At 69.2% G+C, this 24777-nt stretch carries 23 protein-coding genes; 8 read left to right on the top strand and 15 right to left on the bottom strand.

Annotated features, from left to right (window positions below):
• Nucleotides 1-161: 161 nt before the first annotated feature.
• The 3 genes from ttcA to BLV92_RS02075 all read right to left on the bottom strand — a co-directional run bounded on the left by ttcA (nt 162) and on the right by BLV92_RS02075 (nt 2654).
• The gene (gene ttcA / locus BLV92_RS02085) at nt 162-1205 is read right to left on the bottom strand and encodes a tRNA 2-thiocytidine(32) synthetase TtcA (protein ID WP_090541828.1); all 1044 of its coding nucleotides are present in this window, start codon (nt 1203-1205) and stop codon (nt 162-164) included.
• Between the two features lie 3 nt (nt 1206-1208).
• On the bottom strand, nt 1209-1604 hold the full coding sequence (locus tag BLV92_RS02080) for a dihydroneopterin aldolase (RefSeq protein WP_090541826.1): 396 nt from the start codon (nt 1602-1604) through the stop codon (nt 1209-1211).
• A 174-nt stretch (nt 1605-1778) separates the two neighbouring features.
• A complete protein-coding gene (locus BLV92_RS02075) occupies nt 1779-2654 on the bottom strand; it encodes an SDR family oxidoreductase (RefSeq protein WP_090541824.1) in 876 nt (291 codons plus the stop codon).
• A gap of 13 nt (nt 2655-2667) precedes the next feature.
• Here BLV92_RS02075 and BLV92_RS02070 point away from each other — a divergent pair, with 13 nt between their 5' ends.
• Both BLV92_RS02070 and BLV92_RS02065 read left to right on the top strand, forming a co-directional pair.
• On the top strand, nt 2668-3879 hold the full coding sequence (locus BLV92_RS02070) for a class I SAM-dependent methyltransferase (protein ID WP_090546761.1): 1212 nt from the start codon (nt 2668-2670) through the stop codon (nt 3877-3879).
• Entirely contained in the window at nt 3879-4073 is a 195-nt protein-coding gene (locus BLV92_RS02065) for a DUF2905 domain-containing protein (RefSeq protein ID WP_090541823.1), read from the top strand. The genes BLV92_RS02070 and BLV92_RS02065 overlap by 1 nt, the downstream gene beginning before the upstream one ends.
• Nucleotides 4074-4115: 42 nt before the next feature.
• On the opposite strand, the gene BLV92_RS02060 is transcribed toward BLV92_RS02065, so the two are convergent.
• The 4 genes from BLV92_RS02060 to BLV92_RS02045 all read right to left on the bottom strand — a co-directional run bounded on the left by BLV92_RS02060 (nt 4116) and on the right by BLV92_RS02045 (nt 9101).
• A complete protein-coding gene (locus tag BLV92_RS02060; RefSeq protein WP_090541821.1) occupies nt 4116-5354 on the bottom strand; it encodes a multifunctional CCA addition/repair protein in 1239 nt (412 codons plus the stop codon).
• Nucleotides 5351-5998: a glutathione S-transferase family protein gene (locus tag BLV92_RS02055; RefSeq protein WP_090541819.1), complete on the bottom strand. Its 648-nt coding sequence runs from the start codon at nt 5996-5998 to the stop codon at nt 5351-5353. The genes BLV92_RS02060 and BLV92_RS02055 overlap by 4 nt, the downstream gene beginning before the upstream one ends.
• A gap of 60 nt (nt 5999-6058) precedes the next feature.
• Nucleotides 6059-7015 carry a complex I NDUFA9 subunit family protein gene (locus tag BLV92_RS02050; RefSeq protein ID WP_090541817.1) on the bottom strand — a complete coding sequence of 319 codons (957 nt, stop codon included), beginning with the start codon at nt 7013-7015 and terminating at the stop codon, nt 6059-6061.
• 109 nt (nt 7016-7124) lie between these two features.
• Complete coding sequence (locus tag BLV92_RS02045) at nt 7125-9101, bottom strand: lytic transglycosylase domain-containing protein (RefSeq protein ID WP_090541815.1); 1977 nt, start codon at nt 9099-9101, stop codon at nt 7125-7127.
• A gap of 20 nt (nt 9102-9121) precedes the next feature.
• On the opposite strand from BLV92_RS02045, the gene BLV92_RS02040 reads away from it, so the two are divergent.
• Nucleotides 9122-9745, top strand: a complete 624-nt coding sequence (locus BLV92_RS02040; protein WP_373681889.1) for a 5-formyltetrahydrofolate cyclo-ligase — start codon at nt 9122-9124, stop codon at nt 9743-9745.
• 69 nt (nt 9746-9814) lie between these two features.
• Here the strand turns inward: BLV92_RS02040 and BLV92_RS02035 are convergent, their stop codons facing one another.
• Nucleotides 9815-10327, bottom strand: a complete 513-nt coding sequence (locus BLV92_RS02035) for a winged helix DNA-binding protein (protein ID WP_090541813.1) — start codon at nt 10325-10327, stop codon at nt 9815-9817.
• Nucleotides 10328-10506: 179 nt separating this feature from the next.
• On the opposite strand from BLV92_RS02035, the gene pxpB reads away from it, so the two are divergent.
• From pxpB to BLV92_RS02010, 5 genes are all read left to right on the top strand, one after another.
• Nucleotides 10507-11166 carry a 5-oxoprolinase subunit PxpB gene (gene pxpB, locus BLV92_RS02030; RefSeq protein ID WP_090541811.1) on the top strand — a complete coding sequence of 220 codons (660 nt, stop codon included), beginning with the start codon at nt 10507-10509 and terminating at the stop codon, nt 11164-11166.
• Entirely contained in the window at nt 11163-12218 is a 1056-nt protein-coding gene (locus BLV92_RS02025; protein WP_090541809.1) for a 5-oxoprolinase subunit C family protein, read from the top strand. Before pxpB ends, BLV92_RS02025 begins: the two co-directional genes overlap by 4 nt.
• Nucleotides 12219-12262: 44 nt before the next feature.
• Nucleotides 12263-13015 (top strand): 5-oxoprolinase subunit PxpA, encoded by a 753-nt coding sequence (pxpA, locus tag BLV92_RS02020; protein WP_090541807.1) that lies wholly within the window; start codon nt 12263-12265, stop codon nt 13013-13015.
• A gap of 442 nt (nt 13016-13457) precedes the next feature.
• Nucleotides 13458-14210 (top strand): DUF969 domain-containing protein, encoded by a 753-nt coding sequence (locus BLV92_RS02015; RefSeq protein WP_090541805.1) that lies wholly within the window; start codon nt 13458-13460, stop codon nt 14208-14210.
• On the top strand, nt 14207-15160 hold the full coding sequence (locus tag BLV92_RS02010; RefSeq protein WP_090541803.1) for a DUF979 domain-containing protein: 954 nt from the start codon (nt 14207-14209) through the stop codon (nt 15158-15160). Before BLV92_RS02015 ends, BLV92_RS02010 begins: the two co-directional genes overlap by 4 nt.
• A gap of 198 nt (nt 15161-15358) precedes the next feature.
• Here the strand turns inward: BLV92_RS02010 and BLV92_RS02005 are convergent, their stop codons facing one another.
• The 7 genes from BLV92_RS02005 to BLV92_RS01975 form a co-directional block, all read right to left on the bottom strand.
• Nucleotides 15359-16600 (bottom strand): TraB/GumN family protein, encoded by a 1242-nt coding sequence (locus BLV92_RS02005; RefSeq protein WP_090541801.1) that lies wholly within the window; start codon nt 16598-16600, stop codon nt 15359-15361.
• Entirely contained in the window at nt 16593-17606 is a 1014-nt protein-coding gene (locus tag BLV92_RS02000; protein WP_090541799.1) for a peptide ABC transporter ATP-binding protein, read from the bottom strand. Before BLV92_RS02000 ends, BLV92_RS02005 begins: the two co-directional genes overlap by 8 nt.
• Nucleotides 17603-18598, bottom strand: a complete 996-nt coding sequence (locus tag BLV92_RS01995; protein WP_090541797.1) for an ABC transporter ATP-binding protein — start codon at nt 18596-18598, stop codon at nt 17603-17605. Before BLV92_RS01995 ends, BLV92_RS02000 begins: the two co-directional genes overlap by 4 nt.
• A gap of 1 nt (nt 18599) precedes the next feature.
• On the bottom strand, nt 18600-19517 hold the full coding sequence (locus BLV92_RS01990) for an ABC transporter permease subunit (RefSeq protein ID WP_090541795.1): 918 nt from the start codon (nt 19515-19517) through the stop codon (nt 18600-18602).
• A gap of 43 nt (nt 19518-19560) precedes the next feature.
• A complete protein-coding gene (locus BLV92_RS01985) occupies nt 19561-20574 on the bottom strand; it encodes an ABC transporter permease subunit (RefSeq protein ID WP_090546758.1) in 1014 nt (337 codons plus the stop codon).
• Between the two features lie 116 nt (nt 20575-20690).
• Nucleotides 20691-22325: an ABC transporter substrate-binding protein gene (locus BLV92_RS01980; protein ID WP_090541793.1), complete on the bottom strand. Its 1635-nt coding sequence runs from the start codon at nt 22323-22325 to the stop codon at nt 20691-20693.
• A gap of 519 nt (nt 22326-22844) precedes the next feature.
• Entirely contained in the window at nt 22845-24632 is a 1788-nt protein-coding gene (locus BLV92_RS01975; RefSeq protein WP_090541791.1) for a methyl-accepting chemotaxis protein, read from the bottom strand.
• Between the last annotated feature and the right edge of the window lie 145 nt (nt 24633-24777).

Here is a 24777-nt window from a genome sequence, read left to right as displayed (position 1 = left end):
GGCGGCCGCAATGGCCGCAAGACCGCGCCGGATGGGGCTTTGGCGGCTGGGTACCGGGCCGCCGCGAGCGGCCCCGGTACGCACGCGGCCGCAGGTTTCGAAACCGTCGCCAGACGACGCGCATCGTTACGCGGAAATCGCGGCGTGCGCGTCAAGCCGCGTCAGTCGAGATCGTCGAGCGGGACGATCGAAATCGGCTTCGCGCCGGCCGCCAGCGCCGCGTCGGTCGCGCACGGCTCGTCGTCGAACGCGATGTCGCCCTGCGGGTCCGCGACGCCGCTCGCGCGCAGCCCCGCGAAGCCGAACAGGTTTGCATCCATCAGGTGCGAAGGCACGACATTGCCGAGCGCGTTGAACATGTTGTCGACGCGCCCCGGGAAACGCTTGTCCCAGTCGCGGATCAGCGCCTTCATTTCCGCGCGCTTCAGGTTCGGCTGGCTGCCGCACAGGTTGCACGGGATGATCGGGAATTCGCGCAGTTCCGCGTACTTCTCCAGATCGGTCTCCTTCACGTACGCGAGCGGACGGATCACGACGTTGCGGCCGTCGTCGGATTGCAGCTTCGGCGGCATCCCCTTCAGCTTGCCGCCGTAGAACAGGTTCAGCAGCAGCGTCTGCAGGATGTCGTCGCGATGGTGGCCGAGCGCGATCTTCGTCGCGCCGAGTTCGCCGGCGACGCGGTACAGGATCCCGCGCCGCAGCCGCGAGCACAGCGAGCACGTCGTCTTGCCCTCGGGCACGAGGCGCTTCACGATGCTGTACGTGTCCTGGTTCTCGATGTGGAACGGCACGCCGAGCCGGGTCAGGTACTCGGGCAGCACGTGTTCGGGGAAACCCGGCTGCTTCTGGTCGAGGTTCACCGCGACGATGTCGAAGTCGATCGGCGCGCGTTCGCGCAATCGCAGCAGGATGTCGAGCATCGCATAGCTGTCCTTGCCGCCGGACAGGCAGACCATCACCTTGTCGCCGTGCTCGATCATGTTGTAGTCGCCGATCGCCTGGCCGACCTGGCGCACGAGGCGCTTGTACAGCTTGTTGTTCTCGTAGGCCTCCTTCTGCTCGCGGCGCGTGAGCGTGCGGCGGCCGCCGGCGGCGTCGGATGCATCGGATGCATCGGATGCATCCGACGCGGCGCCGGCGGGAGCCGCCACGGGTTCGGCGGTCGCGGGAGCGCCGTCGAGCGGCAGCGTTTCGGGGGCGTTCATCGCTCAGTCCTCCTTGATGCAAAAGACTTCGACGCCCACCGCGTCGCAGTCCGGATAGACGTCGGGCTTCTCGGTCGACACGCGCACCGCGCGCACCTGCGGATGCGCGAGCAGCGCGCCCGCGAGGTCGTCGCAAAGCGTCTCCTGCAGATGGATGTGGCCGCGGCCGACGCGCTCGGCGACGGTCGCGCGCATGAAGTCGTAATCGACGACTTCGCGCAGCTTGTCTTCCTGCGGCGTCGATTCCGCGAGCGGCACGTACAGGTCGACGTTGATGACGACGCGCTGCTCGCCGCGCTTCTCGAAGTCGTGCACGCCGATGTTGATGTGCACTTCGTAGTTGCGCAGAAAGAGCCGGCGGCAGTCGGCGAGCCGGGGATGCGATAAGGCGGCGAGCATGTTCGTTCCAGTCGTTCAAAAGCGTGCGTCAGCCGCACGATGGCGGGCGCGGCGCGCCCGTCGGTGTTCCATGTTTGCGCGCGCTGCTGTGGACATCGCACGCGGCGTTCGAAGCGGCGGCGCGGCGGTCAACGCCGAACCGCGCGCGGCGGTCAACGTAGAGCCGCGCGCGACTCAGGCGCCGGTCAAAAACATCACGTCGCGCGGCAGCGGCACCAGATGCTGGCCGCCGTCGACGACGAGCGTCGTGCCGGTCACGCCGGCCGCGCCGGCCAGATACAGCGCCGCGTCCACCAGGTCCTCGGGGCGCGACGCGCGGCCGAGCGGCGTCACGCGATGCGCGGCCGCGAAGCCGTCCTCGGTCTGGTCCGCGGACTGCAACGTCAGCCCCGGCGCGAGCCCGACCACCCGCACCTTCGGCGCGAGCGCCTGCGCGAGCGCGACGGTCGCGTTCTGCAACGCGGCTTTCGTCAGCGTGTACGACAGGTAGTCCGGGTTCATGTTGTACAGCTTCTGGTCCAGCACGTTGATGACGACGCCGCGCAGCGCCTCGTCGTCCACCGCCGCGTCCGGCGTCGCCGCGTGCAGCGTGCGCGCGAGCACCAGCGGCGCGCCGACGTTCACGGCGGTCAGATGCAGCAGCCGGTCGTAACCGACGTCGCGCGCGGTGTCCTCGTCGAAGCGCGATGCGTTGTTCACCACGCACGACGGCCGCCCGAGCGCGGCCGTGCACGCCGGCACCAGTTCCGCGACCTGCGCCTCGACCGCGAGGTCCGCATGCAGCGCGACCGCGCGGCGGCCAAGCGATTCGATCCGCGCGACCACGTCGGCGGCTTCGTCGCGCGATGCGCCGTAGTGGACCGCGACGTCCCAGCCGCCCGCAGCGAACCCGAGCGCGAGCGCGCGGCCGATCCGGCGCGCGCCGCCGGTCACCAGCACCACGCGCGCCGGCGCGCCGGCGCGGCCGGCGTCGCCGGGACGCAGACCGGAAGCGGAGGCAGGGGCGGAAGCGGGCGCGGAACCGCGCTGCGTGCCGGACAAGGCGCTCATTTACAATGCCGGGATGAACCCGAAAGCTCACGAACCCGCTAGTTTACCCGTTCCAGGGCCAACCGCGCTCGCGCAGTCCGAGGCGCTCGCGGCGACGCTCCGCGCGGAAATCGCGTCGGCCGGCGGCTGGCTGCCGTTCGACCGTTACATGGAGCGGGTCCTGTACGCGCCGGGCCTCGGCTATTACAGCGGCGGCGCGCAGAAATTCGGGTGGCGCGGCGACGACGGCAGCGATTTCGTGACCGCGCCCGAGTTGTCGCCGCTCTTCGCGGCCACGCTCGCGCGCGTGGTCGGCGACGCGCTCGCCGCGAGCGGCACGCGGCATCTGATGGAGTTCGGGGCCGGCACCGGCAAGCTCGCGGCCGGCCTGCTCGCGGCGCTCGACGCGGCCGGCGCGCCGGTCGAGTCGTATTCGATCGTCGAACTGTCCGGCGAACTGCGCGAGCGCCAGCGCGAGACGATCGAAGCGCATGCGCCGGCGCTCGCCGCGCGCGTGCGCTGGCTCGACGCGCTGCCCGACCGGTTCGAGGGCGTCGTGGTCGGCAACGAGGTGCTCGACGCGATGCCGGTGCGCCTGTTCGCGCGCCGCGACGCGGTGTGGCACGAGCGCGGCGTCGCGGTGACGGACGCCGGCGGCTTCGCGTTCTCGGACCGGGCGTTGAACACCGCGCACGACGCCGCATGGAGCGGCAGCGTGCTGGCGGCCATCGAAGGCGGCGACGACTACGTGACCGAAACGCACGATGCGGCGCTCGCGTTCACGCGGACCGTCTGCGCGATGCTCGCGCGCGGCGTCGCGATCTTCATCGACTACGGTTTTCCGCGCCACGAGTTCTACCACGCGCAGCGCGCGCAAGGCACGCTGATGTGCCACTACCGGCACCGCGCGCACGGCGACCCGTTCCTGTACCCCGGCTTGCAGGACATCACCTCGCACGTCGAATTCACCGGCATCGCCGAAGCGGGCGTGGAGGCGGGCGCGGAACTGCTCGGCTACACGTCGCAGGCGCGTTTCCTGATGAACGCCGGCATCACCGACGTGCTCGCGGAACTCGATCCGCGCGATCCCGAACGCTTCCTGCCGGCCGCGAACGCGGTGCAGAAACTCGTCTCCGAAGCGGAGATGGGCGAGTTGTTCAAGGTGATCGCGTTCGCGCGCGGCTTCGACGCCGTGTCGGCCCCGCTCGCCGCGTTCGCGCGCGGCGACCGCTCGCATACGCTCTGATGATCCGCTGGCTGCTCACCACGTTCATCGCGGTCGCGATCCTGTCCAGCGCGGCGCCGTGGCTGCGCAAGCTCGGCATCGGCCGGCTGCCCGGCGACGTCACGCTGCGGCTGTTCGGCCGCGAATATCCGCTGCCGTTCATGTCGACGCTCGTGCTGTCGATGCTGCTGTCGCTGCTCGTGCGGATGCTTTGACGCGGCTTGGGAGCCACGCAGCCGCGCGTCGCGGCGGCGAGCTTAAGCCGCCGCCAGCGCGTCCTCGACCGCCTTGATCCGTGCGCGATGCACGGCTTCCTTGATCTTCTCCGGGCCGCCGCCGCAGTCGCGCGCGATCGCGCCCGCATCGACGCCGCGCGCCGCGACGAGCGCGACGCGCAGCCGCTCCGCCTGCGGATATGGCGCATGCTCCCAGCCGAGCCGCCCGCGCAGATCGCATTCGCACGCCTGCAATGCCTCCGCGAACCGCGCGGGCTTGCGCAGCGCGTCGCAGCGTTCGAGCATCCGCACCAGCGCCGCCGCGCCCATGTCCATCACGCGATGCACGTTGCCGTGCTCGCGCGCGACCAGCACCGCGAGATCGCGGCATTCGTTCGGCACGCGCAGCCGGTCGCACAGCGGCTTCAGCAGATCGACGCTGCGGCCTTCGTGGCCGATGTGGCGCGGCAGCACGTCCTCGGGCGTCGTCGCCTTGCCGAGGTCGTGCGTCAGCGCCGCGAAGCGCACCGGCAGCGTATAACCCTGCGCGGCCGCATGGTCGATCACCATCATCACGTGCACGCCGGTATCGACTTCCGGGTGATAGTCCGCGCGCTGCGGCACGCCGTACAGGCTGTCCACCTCCGGCAGCACGCGCGCGAGCGCGCCGCACTCGCGCAGCACGTCGAACATCCGCGACGGCTTCGTTTCCATCAGCCCGCGCGACACTTCCTGCCACACGCGCTCCGGCACCAGCGCGTCGGCCTCGCCGGCTTCGACCATCTTCGACATCAGCGCGACCGTCTCCGGCGCGATGCCGAAGTCCGCGAAACGCGCGGCAAAACGCGCGACGCGCAGAATCCGCACCGGGTCCTCGACGAACGCATCGCTCACGTGACGGAACACGCGCGCAGTCAGATCGGCCGCGCCGTTAAACGGGTCGATCAGCGGGCCGGTCAGCACGCCGCCCGGCTGCACCTCGCGCGCCATCGCGTTGACCGTCAGGTCGCGGCGCGCGAGATCCTGTTCGAGCGTCACGTCCGGCGAATAGTAGAACTGGAAGCCGTGATAACCGGCCGCGGTCTTGCGCTCGGTGCGCGCGAGCGCGTATTCCTCGTGGGTCTGCGGATGCAGGAACACCGGGAAGTCCTTGCCGACCGGACGAAAACCCTGCGCGGCCATCTGCTCCGGCGTCGCGCCGACCACCACGTAATCGCGGTCGCGCACCGGCAGGCCGAGCATCTCGTCGCGAATCGCGCCGCCTACGACGTAGATCTTCATGCGTCCACTTCGTCGCTCGGCACGACGTGCGTCTCGCGCCGCGCGGCTTCGATCCAGGCGGCGACCGCGGGCAGCGCGGTCACGCGCGCGGCATAGGCGGCCGCTTCCGCCGACAGCGCCGGCCGGTAGCTGTTGAAGCGCATCACGACCGGCGCATACATTGCATCGGCAATCGTGAAGTCGCCGAACAGGAACGGGCCGCCGCTCGCGGCGACGCATTCGCGCCACAGCGCGTCGATCCGCGCGACGTCCGCCAGCACGTCCGGCGTCGCGCCGACGCCCGGCTTCGACGTGCGGATGTTCATCGGCATCGCGCCGCGCAACGCGCCGAAGCCCGAGTGCATCTCGGCGCTGACGCTGCGCGCCCGCGCGCGCGCATTCGGGTCGCGCGGCCACATCGCGTGCTGCGGATGGCGCTCGGCCAGCGTCTCCGCGATCGCGAGCGAATCCCATACCGCGAAGCCGTCGTCGGTCACGAGGCACGGCACCTTGCCCGACGCCGAATGCGCGAGGATCGCGGCCTTCGTGCCCGGCTCGTCCAGTTCGATCAGCGTCTCGTCGAACGGGATGCCGAAATGCTTGAGCAGCACCCACGGGCGCATCGACCACGACGAATAGTTTTTGTCTGCGATTACGAGTCTCATCACTGCCACGACGGGAAATGGTTGAAAAGAAGGAAAAAGCCAGGCCCGCGCTGCAAGCGCCTAACGGCCCGCGCTCGCCCTGAACAGATCGAGCTTCGAACGCAGCGACGCATTGCCGAGATAAAGCGGCGCGATCGTCTCGATGCTCGCGGGATCGATGCCGAGTTCCGGCGCGAGCGGCCCGCTCAACACGCTGTCGACCTTCATCGAGTCGAGATTGTCGCGCGTCAGCATCGGCACGCCGGGCGCCATCTCGAACGACAGCGCCTGCAAACGCGCGAGCGCGTCGGGCAGCCGCACGATCCGCGCATGGCGGCCGACCACGTCGCCGCAATACGCGAGCAACTGTTCGAGCGTATAGACCGACGGGCCGCCGAGTTCGTACGTATGGCCGCTCGCCGCGTCGAGGTCGAGCACGTTGACGATCGCCTTCGATACGTCGCCGACGAACACCGGCTGGAACTTCGCATCGGGCATCGCGAGCGGGATCACCGGCGCGAGCTTCTGCAACACCGCGAAGCGGTTCAGGAACGAGTCCTCCGGACCGAACACGACCGACGGCCGGAAGATCGTCGCCGCGAGCGACGCCGACGCATGAACCGCCTTCTCGCCGTCGCCCTTCGAGCGCAGGTACATGCTCGGGCCGCGCGGGTCCGCGCCGATCGCGCTCACGTGAATCAGCCGATGCACGCCCTTGCCTTCGCACGCGGCGACGATCTTCGTCGGCAGTTCGACATGCAGCTTCGCGAAGCCGGGGCCGTACGGATCGCCGCGGCCGCCATGCAGCGTTCCGACGAGGTTGATCACCGCATCCGCGCCTTCGACGAAACTCGCGAGCTGCACCGGGTCGAGCACGTCCGCTTCGATCACGTCGATCGGCAGCAGCGTCAGATGGCGCGCGTTCTGGCGGCGGCGCGTCGCAAGCCGCACGTGCTTGCCCGCTTCGACGAGTGCGTTGACGAGATGGCTGCCGATGAATCCCGAGCCGCCGATAACCGCGATGGCCTGATGTCGCATGTCGGACTCCCTCGTGAAGCGGCGTTTCGCTCGTGCCCGGATGTTGCGTTGCGCCCGGACGTTGCGACGAAAGCCGCCGCGTCCGCATGGACGGCGGCGGCGGTGCGCGTTATGGCGCGATGTAGCCGAGGCGCGCTTTCAGCGATTGCGGACGGCCTTCGAACAGCGCCGCATAGTAGACCGTGTTCGACAACACATTCTTCACGTAGTCGCGGGTTTCCTGGAACGGAATGGTCTCCGCGAAGATCGCGCCTTCGACCGGCTGCGCCAACGTCTGCCGCCATGCGCGCGGACGGCCCGGACCGGCGTTGTAGCCTGCGGTGGCGAGCACCGCGGAACCGTCGAACTGATTGTAGATCATCGACAGATAGTTCGTGCCGAGCAGGATGTTCGTGTCGATGTCGTTCAACTGGTCGCGCGACAGCGGGCCGACGCCGATCTTCTTCGCGACCATCTGCGCGGTCGCGGGCATCAGCTGCATCAGCCCGCTTGCGCCGACGCCCGAGCGCGCATTGAGGATGAAACGCGACTCCTGGCGAATCAAACCGTAAGCCCATTCGACGTCGAGGCCGGTGGTCTGCGCGTTGCGCTCGACGATGTCGCGGTACGGCGACAGGTAGCGCAGCGAGAAGTCATGCTCGGTCTGCGTGCGGTCGGCGGTGTTCACCGTGCGGTCGTACAACTGGATGCGGCGCGCGTATTCGGCGACCGCGAGCAGTTGCCGGTCGGTCATCCCGCGCAGCGGCCAGTTCCATTCGCGATTGCCTTCGAGCCGCAGGTTCAGCGCGTAGAAGCGCCGCGCGAGCGCGAAGCCCGGCGTGTTGCCGGCCTGTGCGACTTCGGCGTCGGTGACGTCGGTTTTCGGCGGAATCGTCGTCTTTTGACCCAGTTCCTCGGCCGCCAGTTGACCGTAGAAGTTGAAGCCCGGCGCGATCTGCTGGAACTCCTGCGCCGCCTGCGCGGCGTCGCCGCCCTGCTTCGCCGCGCGCGCATGCCAGTACACCCACGCGGGCTGCGAGCGCAGGCCGGCCGGCATCTGCTCGGTGGACCAGCGCACCATTGTCCAGTCGCCGCCGAGCAGCGCCGCGCGCGTACGCCATTCGTAAGCGGGATTCGACAGCGGCGCATTCGCGGACAGCCGATACCAGTCGAGCGCGGCGGGCATGCGCTTCAACGCCGCCTGATAACCGATGGTCCCCCAGCCGATCGCGCGCTCGGGCAACGCGAGCGACGGCGCGACGGCGGCGAACGTCGACGCGGCCATCGCCGGATCGTTGCGGGCCATCACCGTGATCGCGAGCAGCGCGAGCTGATGCGACGACGCGTCGGGGCCGACGCCGCGCGCGAGCATCAGCGGCGGCGTGCTCACCGCCTGGCTGAACAGCGCCGGGTCGGGCCGCTGCGGGCCGAGCGCGTCGAGCAGCTTCGCGCCGGTCGAGGTCTGGTTCTGTTCGTAAGCGAGACGGATCTGCTGCCACACGTCGTCGGCGCTGAACTGGCCGTTGATGCCGAGCGCGGTGATCAGATCGACGCAGCCGTCGCCGTAATAACGCGGCTCGACAAGCAGCGCGCGCGCATCGCCCGCGACGTTCTCGCCGCGCGACGCGCGCGATTCGAGCGCATAACACTTCACCTGCGTGTCGTCGTTCAGCACGAACTTCGGATACTGCTGATCGAAGCCGCGCCAGTCGTGACGCGCGCCGAGCACGAGCAGATAGTCGTTGCGCAGACGGTCGGCAAGCGCCTCGCCGTCGTGGCGGCTCAGGAACGACAGGATCTGCGCATCGGGCGCGTCGACGCGCGCATGGCCCTGCGAGTCGAACAGTTGCGGCTTCAGCTGGAAGTATTCGAGATACGACGGCGCCGGATAGTCGGGGATCATCGCGGCGAGTTGCGCGGCGCGGACCGGATCGTTGTTGCGGGCGGCCTCGCGAAGCTGGATGAAGGTCTGGTCATCCGGCGTCAGCGCCCCCGCGTCGGGTAGTGCGGCGGGCCGCACGGCGGACGCCGTGCTGCACGCGACGAGTGCCGCGGCGGCCAGCACCAGACTGGCCGCGCGATATACTCGGACAAGGCTTTTGGACATCGTTGTTTCTGGAGCGCGAAGTGAGCCCAAGGATAGCACGCAACCCCCCCGCGGAATCCAAAAAGGCGCTGCGCGCAAGGCTGCTCGCGGTGCGTGTCGCAGCGGCCTCGGACCCCGTGCTGAACGACGCGCTCGCGGCCCGTCTCGCCGCGCTGCTCGGGCGTTTCGAGCCGCGCTGCATCGGCTTTTACTGGCCGCTGCGCGGCGAGTTCGACGCACGCGCGCTGATCGCGTCGTGGCTTGCGGACGATCAACGGCGCAGCGCGGCGCTGCCGGTGATCCGCGAGCGTCATACCGCGCTGGAGTTTCATGCGTGGACGCCTGCGACGCCGATGCGCGAAGGTCATCACCGGATCCCGGAACCCGCATCGGCAGCACGCGTTTTGCCGGACCTGCTGCTCGTGCCGTGCGTCGGTTTCGACGCCGACGGCTACCGGCTCGGCTACGGCGGCGGCTACTACGACCGTACGCTCGCCGCGTGGTCCGGCGCGACGCCGCCGGTCACGATCGGCATCGCATACGACGCATGCCGGATCGCGACCGGGCTGCTCGAACGCGAGGCGCACGACCTGCCGCTCGATGCGATCGTCACCGACGCGTCATGCCATCTGGCGAAGCAAACGGAGCGGCTTCGCTCGGATTGAGCGCGGATTGAGCGCGGCCCTGCCGCCCCGCCCGAACGAAGCGAAAGGTAGCGTCAGGGAAACGAGGCGCTACAGCGAAGCCGCCGCGCGCGCCGCCGTGTCGTACAGTCCGGACGCATTGCGCAGCAGTTGCGCGGCGTCGCCGATCTGCTGGTTCGAAAGGCCGCTTTCCTTCAGCGTCTCGATCAGGCAGCTTTCGCGGACTTCGCGATAACGCGCGCACAGGTCGCGGCCTTCCGGCGTCGCAGAGAAGAACACCTCCTTGCCGGCCTTCTCGCTTTTTACATACCCTCTGGACACGAGCTTCTTCAGCGCATAGGTCGCGACGTGCGTGTCCTCGATGTTCAGCACGAAGCAGATGTCGGCGAGCTTCTTGCGCCGCTCGCGATGGTTCACGTGATGCAGCAGCGACACTTCGATCGCGGTCATGTCCTTCACGCCCGCGGCCGACATGCAGCGCACCATCCAGCGGTTGAACGCATTGCCGGCCATGATCAGCGCGTACTCGAACTCGGACAGCTCCGCGCTGCGGTCGGAGACGAGATGCTCGGACGAAACGATCTTGGTCGGCGCACGCGACATGACGAAAACCTGTTGCAGAAAGATGAATCGTGTCGAGAGTGTACGTCGGGCCGGCCGCCGTGCGTGCCTGGCGGAAACGCTTATTGATAATTTGCTGATAAATTATTGAGAATCTACCCTGTCGAAACACGGGCCGACCGCTCGCCGCCGCGCAGCGCCGCCCCTTCCGTCCAGCCGCCATGACGACCCGCTCCATCCGCATCTATCCGCTCGGCGACGAGGCCCTCGTCTGCGAATCGCCGCCGCCCGCCACGCTCGACGTGCAACGCCGCGTCTGGGCGGTCGCCGCGCTCGCGCGCGGCTGGCCGCCGGTCCGCGACGTCGTGCCCGGCATGAACAACCTGACGATCACGTTCGATCCGCTCGCCGCCGACGTGGACGCGCTCGCCGCGCAGCTCGCCGCCGCATGGCGCGAGGCCGACGACGCGCCGGCCGCCGGCCGCGACGTCGACATCCCGGTCGAATACGGCGGCGCGTTCGGCCCCGACCTCGACGTCGTCGCGAAGCACACCGGCCTTGCCGCGCGCGAGGTGGTCGAGCGCCACGCGGCGGGCGCGTATGTCGTGTTCTTCGTCGGCTTCCAGCCGGGTTTCGCGTACATGGGCGGCCTCGAAGCCGCGCTGCACACGCCGCGCCGCCGCGAGCCGCGCCTCGCGGTGCCGGCCGGCTCGGTCGGCATCGGCGGCGAGCAGACCGGCATCTATCCGGCCGCGTCGCCGGGCGGCTGGCAACTGATCGGCCGCACGTCGCTCGCGCTGTTCGACCCGGCCCATAATCCGCCGACGCTGCTGCTGCCCGGCGACCGCGTGCGCTTCACGATTGCGGGGATTCATTCATGATCGAAGTCGTCCGCGCGGGACTGCTGACCACGGTCCAGGACCTCGGCCGCTGCGGCTACCGGCATCTCGGCGTCGCGTCGGGCGGCGCGCTCGACGCGCTCGCGCTCGAAGTCGGCAACCGGCTCGTCGGCAACCGGCCCGACGCCGCCGGTCTCGAAATGACGTTCGGCCCGGTCGTGCTGCGCTTCTCGCGCGCGACCCGCATCGCGATCGTCGGCACCGACTTCGGCGCGACGCTCGCCGGCAAGCCGGTGTGGTCGTGGTGGAGCCTGCCGGTCGCGGCCGGCGACGAACTGGTGCTGCAGGGCGCGAAACTCGGGATGCGCGGTTATCTGTGCGTGGCGGGCGGCATCGACGTGCTGCCGATGCTCGGCTCGCGCAGCACCGACCTCGGCGCGGGTTTCGGCGGCGTCGCGGGCCGCGCGCTGAAGGACGGCGACCGGCTCGCGGTCGGCGTGCCGAGCCGCGAGCGCGCGTCGTTCGCGCCCGACGCGCCGGAGTTCGGCGTGAAGGCGCCCGTCTGGTGCAACTTCACGCTGGTCGACGAGCCGCACCACCGGCGCGGCCGCCATCCGGGCGGCCTGCCGTGGGCGGTGCCGGTGCGGGTGCTGCGCGGCCCCGACTACGACGGCTTCGCGCCGGACGCGCAGCGCGCGCTGTGGTCCGACGAGTGGCTCGTCACGCCGAACAGCAACCGGATGGGCTACCGGCTGTCCGGCACGGCGCTCGAACGCGAGTCGCGCGCGGACCTGCTGTCGCACGCGGTGCTGCCCGGCACGATCCAGGTGCCGCCGAACGGCCAGCCGATCGTGCTGATGAGCGATGCGCAGACGACCGGCGGTTATCCGCGGATCGGCTCGGTAATCCGCGCGGACCTGTGGAAGCTCGCACAGGTCCGGCTGAACGGCGGCGTGCGCTTCGTCGAGACGACGCCGGACGGCGCGCGCGCGGCGCTCGCCGAGGAACGCGCGTATCTGCGGCAGATCGATGCCGCGATCGCGATGCACGACGAACGCCTGGCGGCCCGCACCCGGGCGGCGCTCACCGCATGAAGCAGGCCGCATTACGCCATGCAAAAGGAACGAGGAACGACACGATGTCTATCGATCTGAACGCCGATCTCGGCGAAGGCTGCGGCGCCGACGAGGCGCTGCTCGATCTGGTCAGCTCCGCGAACATCGCGTGCGGCTGGCACGCGGGCGGCGCGAACGCGATGCGCGAATGCGTGCGCTGGGCCGTGCGCAAGGGCGTGTCGATCGGCGCGCATCCGAGCTTCAACGACCCGGAGAACTTCGGCCGCAAGGAGATGAACCTGCCGCCCGACGAAATCTACGCGGGCGTGCTGTACCAGCTCGGCGCGCTGTCCGCGATCGCGCAGGCCGAGGGCGGCCGGATCGCGCACGTGAAGCCGCACGGCGCGCTGTACAACCAGGCGGCGCGCGATCCGCAGGTCGCGGACGCGATCGTGTCCGCGGTGCACGACTTCGATCCGTCGGTCGCCGTGTTCGCGCTCGCGGGCAGCGGGCTCGTGACGGCCGCGCGCAACGGGGGGCTGGTGGCGGTCGAGGAGGTGTTCGCGGACCGCGGTTATCGTCCGGACGGCTCGCTCGTGCCGCGCAGCGAGCCGGGCGCGCTGCTCGACGACGACGACGTGGTGCTCGCGCGCACGCTCGCGATGATCCGCGAGCAGCGCGTGCAGGCAATCGACGGCCAGTGGGTGCCGATCAACGCGCAGACGGTCTGCCTGCATGGCGACGGACCGCATGCGATCGCGTTCGCGAAGCGCATCCGCGCGGCGCTCGACGAAGCGGGGATCGAGGTGCGCGCGGGCGGGACGGCGGCGGGTTGAGCGTTGCCGCGGCGGCGCGGCCCTCGTGCCGGCGGAGGGCCGCCGGCGCGCGAGGCCGTCCGCGTCCGCCAGGGCGGCAACGAAACGCCTGAGCGCCCGGTTGCCGCGCAGCCGGTGCGCGGTGAGCGCCAACGCGAACAGCAGGTACGAGTCACCACGCAGCCGGTCCGCGCGTATCGCCGCCGCCCGCCCGCGCCCATCGCCCCCCACGCGCGACAAAAAACACGCATCGCAGTGCAAACGGCCCGGCCGCGAACAGCACGGCCCATCGGGCAGTCCGCCCCCCCTGCTCCACGCGACAAGACAACTCGCGCGTCAAAAATCAGAATCACGATGCGGCGGCCACGAGCCGCCGCATCCGGGCAGCCGGCCGGCAGAGTCCGGCGCCCTTCCCGTCGCCGCACGAGCGGTATCGACACAACAACGTTTGGAGAAACGAAACATGCAGACCGCCGTCAACCTGTGGCCACTGATCGGGGTGGCCGTCATCGTCGCGGGCTTCGTCTTGCGGTTCAACCCGATGCTGATCGTCGCGGCGGCCGCGATCGCGACCGGCCTCGCAGCCGGCTTCACGCCGCAGCACATCCTCGCCGCGATCGGCACCGGCTTCGTCAAGACCCGCAACATCCCGCTCATCATCCTGCTGCCGCTCGCGGTGATCGGCCTGCTCGAACGGCACGGGCTGCGCGAGCGCGCGCAGCTCTGGATCGGCAACATCAAGGCCGCGACGGCCGGGCGTCTGCTGATCGTCTACCTGCTCGTGCGCGAGCTGACCGCCGCGGTCGGGCTGACCGGCCTCGGCGGCCATCCGCAGATGGTGCGTCCGCTGATCGCGCCGATGGCCGAAGGCGCGACCGAGAACCGCTTCGGCAAGCTGCCCGATGCGATCCGCTTCCGGCTGCGCGCGTTCGCGGCCGCGACCGACAACGTCGGCCTGTTCTTCGGCGAGGACATCTTCGTCGCGTTCGGCGCGATCGTGCTGATGGTCACGCTGCTGAAGGAAGCGGGCGTGTCGGTCGAGCCGATCCACGTCGCGCTGTGGGGCATCCCGACCGCGATCTGCGCGTTCCTGATCCACAGCACGCGGCTGTGGCTGCTCGACCGCTGGCTGGAACGCGAACTCGGCGGCGCGCAGGCCGAGCCGGCCGCGAACGGCGCGCAAACCGGCGCGGCCCGCGCGGGAGACGAAGCATGACGCTCACGCTCGACTACCTGTTCTGGCTGACCGGCATCGTGCTGCTCGTCGTCGGCGGCATGATCGTGACGGACCGCGCGCATCCGCGCCGCTTCACGGCCGGCGGCTTCTGGCTGCTGTACGCGCTGGTGTTCCTCGCCGGCGACCGGCTGCCGCCCGAAGTGGTCGGCGTGCTGGTGATCGCGATGGCGCTGATCGCTGGCTTCGGCGGCGTGACCGCCGCGAAGCCGAAGCTGCTGCCCGAGGCGGCCCGCATCGACAGCGCGAAGCGGCTCGGCAACCGTCTGTTCGTGCCGGCGCTGACGATTCCCGTGGTCACCGTCGTGCTGACGCTGGGCGCGGGTTATCTCGTGTTCGGCGGCCGGCCGCTGATCGATCCGAAGAACGTCACGCTGATCGGCTTCGGCGTCGGCTGCGTGATCGCGCTCGGCATCGCGTGCGTGCTCACGCGCGACAGCGTCGGCCAGTCGATGCAGGAGACGCGCCGGCTCGTCGACGCGCTGTCGTGGGCGGCGGTGCTGCCGCAGATGCTCGGGATGCTCGGCCTCGTGTTCTCGGACGCCGGCGTCGGCAAGGCGGTCGCGCATCTGAGCACCGCGTACATCGACATGGAGCTGCGCTTCGTCGCGGTGGCCGTCTACTGCATCGGGATGGCGCTCTTCACGATGATCATGGGCAACGGCTTCGCGGCATTCCCGGTGATGACGGGCGGCGTCGGCATCCCGGTGCTGCTCGGCGTGTTCCATGTGAACCCGGCGATGATGGCCGCGATCGGCATGTTCTCCGGCTACTGCGGCACGCTGATGACGCCGATGGCCGCGAACTTCAACATGGTGCCGGCGGCGCTGCTCGAACTGCCGGACCGCAACGCGGTGATCCGCGTGCAGGTGCCGACCGCGCTCGGCGTGCTCGCGGCGAACATCGTGCTGCTGAACGTGTTCGGGTTCTGACGGCGGGAAGGCGCGCGGGCGCGGGCGGCGGTTCGTGGATGGTGGACGGTTCGCGGGCGCGGAGCGGATGTTTCGCGTGCCGGAGGATCGCGGTTCGCAGATCGTGAACCGCAGGCTGCGAACCGCGCGATTGCCGCGCGGGGCTGAACGAGCCGTCCGCCGCAAGCGATACATACGGCCAACGCCCGCCCGAACCGCTCAACCCGGATCGACCGTGAACCCGCGCTGCCGCAGCAGCGCGAGCACGCCGCTGCGCCCGCCGAGATGCAGCGCGCCGATCGCGACGAAGATCGGCCGGTTCGGCGCGGCGATCTGCATCATCCGCGACACGAAGCGGCGGTTGCGCTCGTACACGATCCGGTTGTCGATCGAGTCGGACACGCTCTGGTTGCGCGCGAGCCGCTCCGAACGCGCGACCTCCCACGCGGCGATCGCATCCGCGTCGCCGACCCGCCACAGCCGCAGCAGCGCGTCGACGTCGGCGACGTTCTGCGCCGGCGTCTGCGCGAGGTCCTGCGCGAGCATCTCGCGCTGCTGCGCGAGCGACAGTCCGGTGAACGCGCGCATCTGTTCGGCGAGCGTTTCGAGCCCGACCACCCTGCGGCCCTTCAGCTTCAGGAACACGTTCTGCAACTGCGCCTCGGTGCCGTATTCGGTCTGAAGCCCAGCGCTCAGCGAATCGTAGGTTTCGACCAGCAGCGACGCGAGCCACGGCCGCATCTTGCGGATTTCCGCGAGCGCGTCGGGGTTGCCGCGCATCCGCGCTTCGAGCTTCTGCCACAGCGGCTCGGACAGCATCTGCTGCAAACACGGGCGGCGGCACACGCCGAACTTCGACACGTCGTCCTGCGACACGAGCAGTTCGTCCGGCGACAGTTCGAGCGCGAGGATCTGCGACGCATTCAGCGCCGCCATGATCGACGGGCGAAACGGCTGGTTCGGCGGAAAGTCGGACGGATCGCCGACGTGCAGCGTGCCGAGCAGATAGAGAGTCGTGGTGCCGCGCGTCGCGACGTAGAACGGCATGCGCGTCGGCGGCCGGCGGATCGCGCCGCCGGCGGTGGTGCCCGACGCGTAGTTCGGCACGGCCGGCGCCGTGGCGGGCGGCGCATGGAAGCCCGGGATCCCGCCGCCGGGCGGCGACAGCGCCGGCCCGCGCGCGGTGGCGGTCGATGTGTTCGCGGCCGCGCCGGCCGCATGGGCGGCCGGCAGCCAGCCGTCGCCGGCGTAATCAGCGCGACCGGCGGGGCCGGCCCCGTCGCCGGTCGAGGTTTCGGATGCACGTTCGGGCCACCGGTCGAGCGGCGGCCCGAACGCGATGGCCAGCGCGAGCGCGGCGCCCGTTGCGGCGCGCGCCCACGAGCGCGGCAGAAAAGCGGCACGACGGCCGCTTGTCCGCAAGCGGCGCGCAAAACGACGCGCCGCCGTCGCTTCAGGCATCCGATTCCCCTACCTCCTCAGCACGATGGCAGGATACCTGACGTCCCTCCACTTCGCGCAGCATCGGCACCTCATTTCGGCAGCGTTCGACGGCATATGGACAACGCTGATGAAACGTGCAGCCGGACGGCGGATTGAGCGGCGACGGCAGTTCGCCCTGGAGCCGGATCTTGGTGCGCCGGTCGGCCTCGAAGATCGCCGGCGTCGCGGACAGCAGCGCGCGCGTGTACGGATGGCGCGGCCGGCCGATCACCGTGCGCCGGTCGCCCAGTTCGACCACGCCGCCGAGGTACATCACCATCACGTCGTCGGCGACGTGCTCGACCACGGCGAGGTTGTGCGAGATGAACACGTAGCTCGTGCGGAACTGGTCCTGCAGGTCCATGAACAGGTTCAGGATCTGCGCCTGGATCGACACGTCGAGCGCGGACACCGGCTCGTCGGCGACGACGATCTGCGGGTCGAGGATCATCGCGCGCGCGATCGCGACGCGCTGGCGCTGGCCGCCGGAGAACATGTGCGGATACCGCTTCGCGTGCTCGGGCCGCAGCCCGACGATCCGCATCATGTGCGCGATGCGGTCCGCGCGTTCCGGCGCCGACAGCTTCGTGTTGATGACGAGCGGCTCGCCGAGCGTGTCCTCGACCGTCTTGCGCGGATTCAGCGACGCATACGGGTTCTGGAACACCATCTGCACGCGCCGCCTGAGCGCGGCGATCCGCGCGCGGTCCGCGTCCGCGACGTCCTCGCCGTCGATCGCGAGCCGGCCGGAGGTCGGCGCCTCGATCATCGTCAGTTGCCGTGCGAGCGTCGATTTGCCGCAACCGGACTCGCCGACCACCGCGAGCGTGCGGCCGCGTTCGAGCGAGAACGACACGCCGTTCAGCGCCTTCACGACGCCCTGGCCGAACATCCCGCGGCGCACCGGGTAGTGCTTCTTCAGATCGTCGGCGACCAGCACGGTGTCGCCGGCGCGGCTCTCGGCCGTCTGTGCGGGCGTGCTCATCGTGCGCCTCCTGTCGGTGCGACCGCCGCGAGATTCAGCGGCTTGATGCAGCGGGCGCGCGCCGCGTCGCCGGCGCGCGGCACCGGCGCGAGCGCCGGCCGGGCCTTGCGGCAGTCGTCCACCGCGTATTTGCAGCGCGGGGCGAACAGGCACCCGTGCGGGCGGTCGTCGCGCCCCGGCACCATGCCGGGCAGCGCGGCGAGCCGGCGCGCGCCGACGTTGTGCTCCGGAATCGCGGCGAGCAGCGCCTCGGTGTACGGATGGTGCGGCGCGGCGAAGATGTCCGGCACCCGGTTCGTCTCGATGATCTGGCCGGCGTACATCACCGCGACGCGCTGCGCGACCTCGGACACGACCGCGAGGTCGTGCGAGATCAGCACGAGCGCCATCCCGCGCTCGCGTTGCAGACGCACCAGCAGTTCCATGATCTGCGCCTGGATCGTCACGTCGAGCGCGGTGGTCGGCTCGTCGGCGATCAGCAGCTTCGGGTTGCACGCGATCGCCATCGCGATCATCACGCGCTGGTTCATCCCGCCGGACATCTGGTGCGGAAACGACTCCATGCGATTCTTCGCGTCCGGAATGCCGACCTGGTCGAGCAGTTCGAGCGTGCGCCGCGCCAGCGCCGCGCCGCGCAGCCCTTCGTGCTGCCTCAGCACTTCGCGGATCTGGTAGCCGACCGTGTAGCTCGGGTTCAGGCTCGTCAGCGCGTCCTGGAACACCATCGCGATGTCCTTGCCGACGATCCGGCGCCGCTCCCGCGGCGACGCGTTCAGCAGGTCGCGGCCGTCGAATTCGACGCCGTCCGCGCTCACGCGGCCCGGCGCATCGATCAGCCCCATCAGCGCCATCATCGTGACGCTCTTGCCGGAGCCGGACTCGCCGACGATGCCGAGCACCTCGCCCGGCGCGACCGACAGGTCGATTCCATCGACGGCCGCGAGGCCGCCGAAATCCACCGCCAGATTGCGGATGGTTAGCAGATCACCCATTTCATGCCATCCGTTTCAGTTTCGGGTCGAGTGCGTCGCGCAGCCCGTCGCCGAGCAGGTTGATCGCGAGCACCGAGATCAGGATCGACAGGCCCGGCATCGTGACGATCCACCACGCGCTGTCGATGTAGTCGCGCGCCGACGCGAGCATCGCGCCCCACTCGGCGGCGGGCGGCTGCACGCCGAGGCCGAGGAAACCAAGCGCGGCCGCGTCGAGAATCGCGGACGAGAAGCCGAGCGTCGCCTGCACGATCAGCGGCGCGGTGCAGTTCGGCAGCACCTGCGAGAACATCAGGCGCGCCGTGCTCGCGCCCGCGACGCGCGACGCGGTGACGTACTCCTTGTGCAGCTCGCCGAGCGCGGAGCTGCGCGCGAGCCGCACGTAACCCGGCAGCGCGACGATCGCGATCGCGAGCATCGTGTTCGCGAGGCCCGGCCCGATGATCGCGACGACCGCGACCGCGAGCAGCAGCGACGGCAGCGCGAGCAGCACGTCCATCAGCCTCATGATCGGGGTGTCGGCCCAGCGGTCGAAGAATGCGGCGACGAGGCCGAGCACGACGCCCGGAATCAGCGCGAGCACGACCGACACGCAGCCGATCCACAGCGACAGCCGCGCGCCGTACATCAGCCGCGAGAGGATGTCGCGGCCCGCTTCGTCGGTGCCGAGCACGAACTTCCAGTGGCCGCCGTCGAGCCACGCGGGCGGAATCTTCACGTAGTCGCGGTACTGCTCGATCGGGCTGTGCGGCGCGATCAGCGGCGCGAAGATCGCGACGACGATCAGCGCCAGCACGATGAACGCCGCGCCGACCGCGCCCCGGTTGCGCGAGAAGTTGGACCAGAATTCGCGCGCGGCGAGCGCGCGGCCGCCCGGCGGCGTGACGGCTTGCGGGGAGGCGTTGTGGATGTCGGCCATCACGCCTCCCGTCGGTGTATGGGGGGATATCGAAACATGCGTGTTACCTCGTGTGCCGGATGCGCGGGTTGAGCACGCCGTACAGCAGATCGACGCACAGGTTCACGACGATCACGAGCGTCGCGATCATCAGGATGCCGCCCTGCACGACCGGATAGTCGCGCCGGCTGATCGCGTCGATCAGCCATTTGCCGATGCCGGGCCACGAGAACAGCGTCTCGGTCAGCACCGCGCCCGCAAGCAGCGTGCCGACCTGCAACCCGATCACGGTGACGACCGGGATCAGCGCGTTGCGCAGCGCGTGCACGACGATCACGCGCGCGGGCGACAGCCCTTTCGCGCGCGCCGTGCGGATATAGTCCTCGCGCAGCACTTCGAGCATCGACGAACGGGTCATCCGCGCGACCACCGCGAGCGGGATGGTGCCGAGCACGATGGCCGGCAGGATCAGGTGGCTCACCGCCGAGCGGAACGCGCCTTCGTCGGTGCCGGGCAGGAGCGAGTCGATCAGCAGGAAGCCGGTCACGCGCGGGATGTCGTATTCGACCGCGATGCGGCCCGACACCGGCGTCCAGCCGAGCTGCGCCGAGAACACCATGATGAGGATGAGCCCCCACCAGAAGATCGGCATCGAATAGCCGGTCAGCGCGGTGCCCATCACGCCGTGATCGACGAGCGTGCCGCGCTTCAACGCGGCGACCACGCCGGCCGGCAGGCCGATCGCGAGCGCGAAGATCAGCGCGCAGATCGACAGTTCGACCGTCGCCGGAAAACGCGCGAGGAACTCGTCCATCACGCTGGTGTTCGTGATGACGGACACGCCGAGGTTGCCCTGCAACGCGTGCCAGACATAGTGCAGATACTGGACCGGCAGCGGCTCGTCGAGCCCGAGGCGGTGCATCGCGTCCGCGTGCATCTGCGGATCGACGCCGCGCTCGCCCATCATCACTTCGATGGGGTCGCCGGGAATCAGATGGATCAGCGCGAACGCGAGGATGGTGATGCCGATGAACGTGGGTATCACCATGCCGACGCGGCGCAGAACGAAGCGGAACATGAAGTGTTCCCCCGAAAGCATGGATTGAAACGCAACCGGCGACAGGGGTGCGTGACCCCGGTCGCCGGACCTGATTTCGACAGTTTTCCGACCGCTTTGCCGATTCGGCTTTCGCGTTATTGCAAACCGACGCCGTCGAAGCGCGCGAAGCCGAGCGGATCGATGCGCATGTCGGTCACCTTCTTGCTGACCGGCTGATAGACGGTCGAGTGCGCGATCGGCGAGAACGGCAGTTGCTGCGCGAAGATCCGCTGCGCGTCCACATAGTACTTCGTGCGCTGCGCCTGATCGGCCGTCACGCGGCCTTTCTGGATCAGATCGTCGAACGGCTTATAACACCATTTGCTGAAGTTGTTGCCGTTGATCGCCTCGCAGCCGAGCAGCGTGCCGAGCCAGTTGTCCGGATCGCCGTTGTCGCCCGTCCAGCCGATCAGCATCGTATCGTCCTCGCCCGCGTGCGCGCGCTTGATGTATTCGCCCCACTCGTACGTGACGATCTTCGCCTTCACGCCGATCTTCGCCCAGTCCGCCTGGATCATCTCGGCCATCAGCCGCGCGTTCGGGTTGTACGGACGCTGCACCGGCATCGCCCACAGCGTGATCTCGAAGCCGTTCGCGAGGCCCGCCTTCGTCAGCAGCGCCTTCGCCTTGGCCGGGTCGTACGCGTTGCCGGTCAGCGTCTTGTCGAACGACCATTGCGTCGGCGGCATCGGGTTCGTCGCGAGCTGGCCCGCGCCCTGGTACACCGAATCGATGATCGCCTTCTTGTTGATCGCCATGTCGAGCGCGTGGCGCACGTCGACGTTGTCGAGCGGCTTGTGCTGCACGTTGTACGACAGGTAGCCGAGGTTGAAGCCCGATTGCGACGGCATCGCGATGGTCGGCTGCGCCTTCAGCGGCTCGATGTCCGCCGGGCGCGGGTAGCTCATCACCTGGCATTCGTCGCGCTTGATCTTCTGCACGCGCACGCTCGCATCCGGCGTGATCGAGAAGATCAGCTTCGAGACCTTCACCGCGCCCGGCTTCCAGTAATCGGGATTGCCGTCGAAGCGGATCGTCGCGTCCTTCGTGTAGCTCTTGAAGATGAACGGGCCAGTGCCGACCGGGAACTGGTTGATGTCGGCGGCCTTGCCTGCCTTCAGCAACTGGTCCGCGTATTCAGCGGACTGGATCGACGCGAACTCCATCGCCATGTTCGCGATGAACGGCGCGTTCGGCTCGTTCAGCGTGAAGCGCACCGTGTACGGATCGACCTTTTCGATCTTCGCGATCAGCTTGTCGAGGCCCATGTCGGTGAAGTACGGAAATTGCACCGGATACGCCTTGCGGAACGGCTGGTTCGGATCGAGCATCCGGTTGAACGTGAACAGCACGTCGTCCGCGCTGAATTCGCGGCTCGGCTTGAAATACGCGGTCGTCTGGAACTTCACGCCGTGACGCAGATGGAACGTGTACACCTTGCCATCGGAAGAAACATCCCACGACTGCGCGAGACCCGGTTCGATCTTCGTGCTGCCGCGCTCGAATTCGACGAGGCGGTTGTAGACCGTGAACGTGTTCGCGGTGAAGTCGACGCCGGTCGTGTACAACGCCGGGTCGAAGCCGGCCGGGCTGCCTTCGGAACAATAGACGAGCGTCTTGTCCGGAATGCCGCCGGCTGCGCGCGCGAGCGGGGAGCCTGCAATCGACGCCGCTGCGAGCGCGGCGACCGAGGTCAAGCGCATGACTCGCAACAGATTGTTTTCTTTCATGTTTCCTCCAGTTCAGCGCCGGCCGGGGCCAGCGTAGGCGGCATATTACTTGAGCTTGCGCGGCAGTCACAAGCGAGCAAAAAAGCGCGTAGCCCGATACCGGACGGCGGGTTGACAGCGCGGGCGGCGCGGGTGTTGGGCGCAAACGGCGAGCGAGACCCGATGACGGCGGTGTGAAACCGCTCGCGAGTGCTGAAGGATCATGCCCGTTGGGTCAACAGCGGGACTCGTGGGGGTTTGTTCCCGATACGCGATACGCGATCCGCGATACCCGATACGCGGCTTCGCGTCGCGTTGTTTCCGCGTGTCGATGCGGACGGGCCGATGCGAACGAGGGGGCTTGCGCCGGATCGGTGTGTGTGTGTGTCGCCGAAGCGCGTCGCCCCGATACGCGATCGCATCGCATGACGCTTCGTTCGACGAAACTCCGCCTGCGCGGAAAGAGGCGGCGGGCGCGCCAGCCAACTACCCATGCCCGCGCGCCGTACGGTCGAAGCCGCCATGCGGCCGAAACCGAAACTAGAACGTCGTCCAGTCGTCGTCCGGCGCGGTCGCCGGGACGGCGGGCGTCGATGCCTTCGCCGTGGTTTTCGCCGACGGTTTCAGCAGCCGCGCCTTCGGCGCCGGCCGCACCACCGGTTTCGCAGCGACGGCCGTCGCTGCGGCCGGCGCGTTAAGCTCCGCAACCGGCTTCGCCACGCCCGGCGTGACCGGCCCGCCAACACGCGGCGCGGCCGCGCGCAATTCGTCGCCCGCGTTCACGCGGAACGCGCCGACCGCCTCATGCAGCCGCGCGGCCTGCCCCTGCAGCGAGGCCGCCGCCGCCGTCGCCTGCTCGACGAGCGCCGCGTTCTGCTGCGTGACCTCGTCCATCTGCGTGACCGCGCGGCCGACCTGCGTGATGCCGTCGCTCTGCTCCGCCGACGCCGCCGCGATCTCGCCCATGATGTCGGTCACGCGGTTGATCGCCTGCACGATCTCGGCCATCGTCGTGCCCGCCTGCGACACGAGCGTCGTGCCGTTGCCGACCCGCTCGACCGATGCGTCGATCAACTGCTTGATCTCGCGCGCCGCCGACGCCGAGCGCTGCGCGAGGCTGCGCACCTCGCCCGCGACCACCGCGAAACCGCGGCCCTGCTCGCCCGCGCGCGCCGCCTCGACCGCCGCATTCAGCGCGAGGATGTTGGTCTGGAACGCGATCCCTTCGATCATGTTCACGATGTCCGAGATCTGCTGCGAGCTTTCGTTGATCTGCCCCATCGTGTCGACGACGCGGCTCACCACGTCGCTGCCCTTCGCGGCGATCCCGGACGCGTTCGCCGCGAGGCCGCTCGCCTGCCGCGCGTTGTCCGCGTTCTGCTTCACCGTCGCGGTCAGCTGTTCCATGCTGGCGGCCGTTTCCTCCAGCGATGCGGCCTGCTGTTCGGTGCGCTGCGACAGGTCCGAGTTGCCGGACGCGATCTCGCGCGTCGCGGTCGCGATCGACCCGGCCGCCTGGCGGATCTCGCCGATCGCGCGTTGCAGCCGCGCCTGCATCGACGCCATCGCGGCCATCATGCTCGTGGAGTCGTTCGCGCGCACCGGCACGACCAGCGTCAGGTCGCCGTTCGCGATGCCCGCCGCGACGCTCGCCGCCTCGCCCGGTTCGCCGCCGAGCGTGCGGCGCACGTTGCGGATGATGAGCCCCATCGCGAGCGAGATCGCGCCGCCGATCACCAGCACGATCAGCAGGTGGCTCAACAGCGTGTCGTGATACGTCGTGTCGATGTCGCGGACGAACACGCCGCTCGCGATGTTCCAGTCCCACGGCTCGAAGCGCGATACGTAGCTGATCTTCGGCACCGCGGTTTCCTGGCTGTTCGGCACGCGCGACCGGTATTCGACGAAGCCGTGGCCGTTCGCCTTCGTGGCGTCGGCAATCGCGACGTAGAGCAGCTTGCCGTCCGGATCGCGGAACGTCTGCGCCGAATCGTTGCCGACCATCTGCGGCAGCGTCGGGTGCATCAGCACGACCGGCCGCGAGTCTTCCACGAACACGTAGCCGTTGCCGCCGTAGCGCATCGACGCGAGCCGCGCGAGCGCCTCGCGCTTCGCGTCCTCGACGCTCATCCTGCCGGCCTGCGACAGCGCGTAATAACTCTTCACGATGCCCTGCGCCGACTCGACGAGGTTCACGACGCCCGCCTTGCGCTCCGCGAGCATCGTATTGCGCGCCTCGACCGCGCCGAGCACGCCGACGCCGATCACGCCGAGCCACACGAGCGCAAGCGCCAGCCATAGTTTCCGGTTCAGACTCATCCTGCTCATTTCGACGCTTTCTCCGACGTGTATTGCCTCATTCGCCGCTCGCCCCGGTCCGATCGGACCCGTTGCGTTGACAGCGTGCGCATGCAACGTTTATCGGGTAGTCCGGCCAAAACTTGAATGTGGCTGACGGGGTCATGGATCGCGT

It is taken from the genome of Paraburkholderia caballeronis (assembly GCF_900104845.1).
In the GTDB taxonomy this organism is placed as follows: domain Bacteria; phylum Pseudomonadota; class Gammaproteobacteria; order Burkholderiales; family Burkholderiaceae; genus Paraburkholderia; species Paraburkholderia caballeronis.
The sequence above is the reverse complement of the archived record's forward strand: the minus strand, read 5'-3'. Positions and strand labels throughout refer to the sequence as shown.

Coding starts and splice junctions, on each gene's coding strand:
- ttcA (WP_090541828.1), bottom strand. CDS start 1,205: ATGAACGCCCCCGAAACGCTGCCGCTCGACGGCGCTCCCGCGACCGCC.
- BLV92_RS02080 (WP_090541826.1), bottom strand. CDS start 1,604: ATGCTCGCCGCCTTATCGCATCCCCGGCTCGCCGACTGCCGCCGGCTC.
- BLV92_RS02075 (WP_090541824.1), bottom strand. CDS start 2,654: ATGAGCGCCTTGTCCGGCACGCAGCGCGGTTCCGCGCCCGCTTCCGCC.
- BLV92_RS02070 (WP_090546761.1), top strand. CDS start 2,668: ATGAACCCGAAAGCTCACGAACCCGCTAGTTTACCCGTTCCAGGGCCA.
- BLV92_RS02065 (WP_090541823.1), top strand. CDS start 3,879: ATGATCCGCTGGCTGCTCACCACGTTCATCGCGGTCGCGATCCTGTCC.
- BLV92_RS02060 (WP_090541821.1), bottom strand. CDS start 5,354: ATGAAGATCTACGTCGTAGGCGGCGCGATTCGCGACGAGATGCTCGGC.
- BLV92_RS02055 (WP_090541819.1), bottom strand. CDS start 5,998: ATGAGACTCGTAATCGCAGACAAAAACTATTCGTCGTGGTCGATGCGC.
- BLV92_RS02050 (WP_090541817.1), bottom strand. CDS start 7,015: ATGCGACATCAGGCCATCGCGGTTATCGGCGGCTCGGGATTCATCGGC.
- BLV92_RS02045 (WP_090541815.1), bottom strand. CDS start 9,101: ATGTCCAAAAGCCTTGTCCGAGTATATCGCGCGGCCAGTCTGGTGCTG.
- BLV92_RS02035 (WP_090541813.1), bottom strand. CDS start 10,327: ATGTCGCGTGCGCCGACCAAGATCGTTTCGTCCGAGCATCTCGTCTCC.
- pxpB (WP_090541811.1), top strand. CDS start 10,507: ATGACGACCCGCTCCATCCGCATCTATCCGCTCGGCGACGAGGCCCTC.
- BLV92_RS02025 (WP_090541809.1), top strand. CDS start 11,163: ATGATCGAAGTCGTCCGCGCGGGACTGCTGACCACGGTCCAGGACCTC.
- pxpA (WP_090541807.1), top strand. CDS start 12,263: ATGTCTATCGATCTGAACGCCGATCTCGGCGAAGGCTGCGGCGCCGAC.
- BLV92_RS02015 (WP_090541805.1), top strand. CDS start 13,458: ATGCAGACCGCCGTCAACCTGTGGCCACTGATCGGGGTGGCCGTCATC.
- BLV92_RS02010 (WP_090541803.1), top strand. CDS start 14,207: ATGACGCTCACGCTCGACTACCTGTTCTGGCTGACCGGCATCGTGCTG.
- BLV92_RS02005 (WP_090541801.1), bottom strand. CDS start 16,600: ATGCCTGAAGCGACGGCGGCGCGTCGTTTTGCGCGCCGCTTGCGGACA.
- BLV92_RS02000 (WP_090541799.1), bottom strand. CDS start 17,606: ATGAGCACGCCCGCACAGACGGCCGAGAGCCGCGCCGGCGACACCGTG.
- BLV92_RS01995 (WP_090541797.1), bottom strand. CDS start 18,598: ATGGGTGATCTGCTAACCATCCGCAATCTGGCGGTGGATTTCGGCGGC.
- BLV92_RS01990 (WP_090541795.1), bottom strand. CDS start 19,517: ATGGCCGACATCCACAACGCCTCCCCGCAAGCCGTCACGCCGCCGGGC.
- BLV92_RS01985 (WP_090546758.1), bottom strand. CDS start 20,574: ATGTTCCGCTTCGTTCTGCGCCGCGTCGGCATGGTGATACCCACGTTC.
- BLV92_RS01980 (WP_090541793.1), bottom strand. CDS start 22,325: ATGAAAGAAAACAATCTGTTGCGAGTCATGCGCTTGACCTCGGTCGCC.
- BLV92_RS01975 (WP_090541791.1), bottom strand. CDS start 24,632: ATGAGCAGGATGAGTCTGAACCGGAAACTATGGCTGGCGCTTGCGCTC.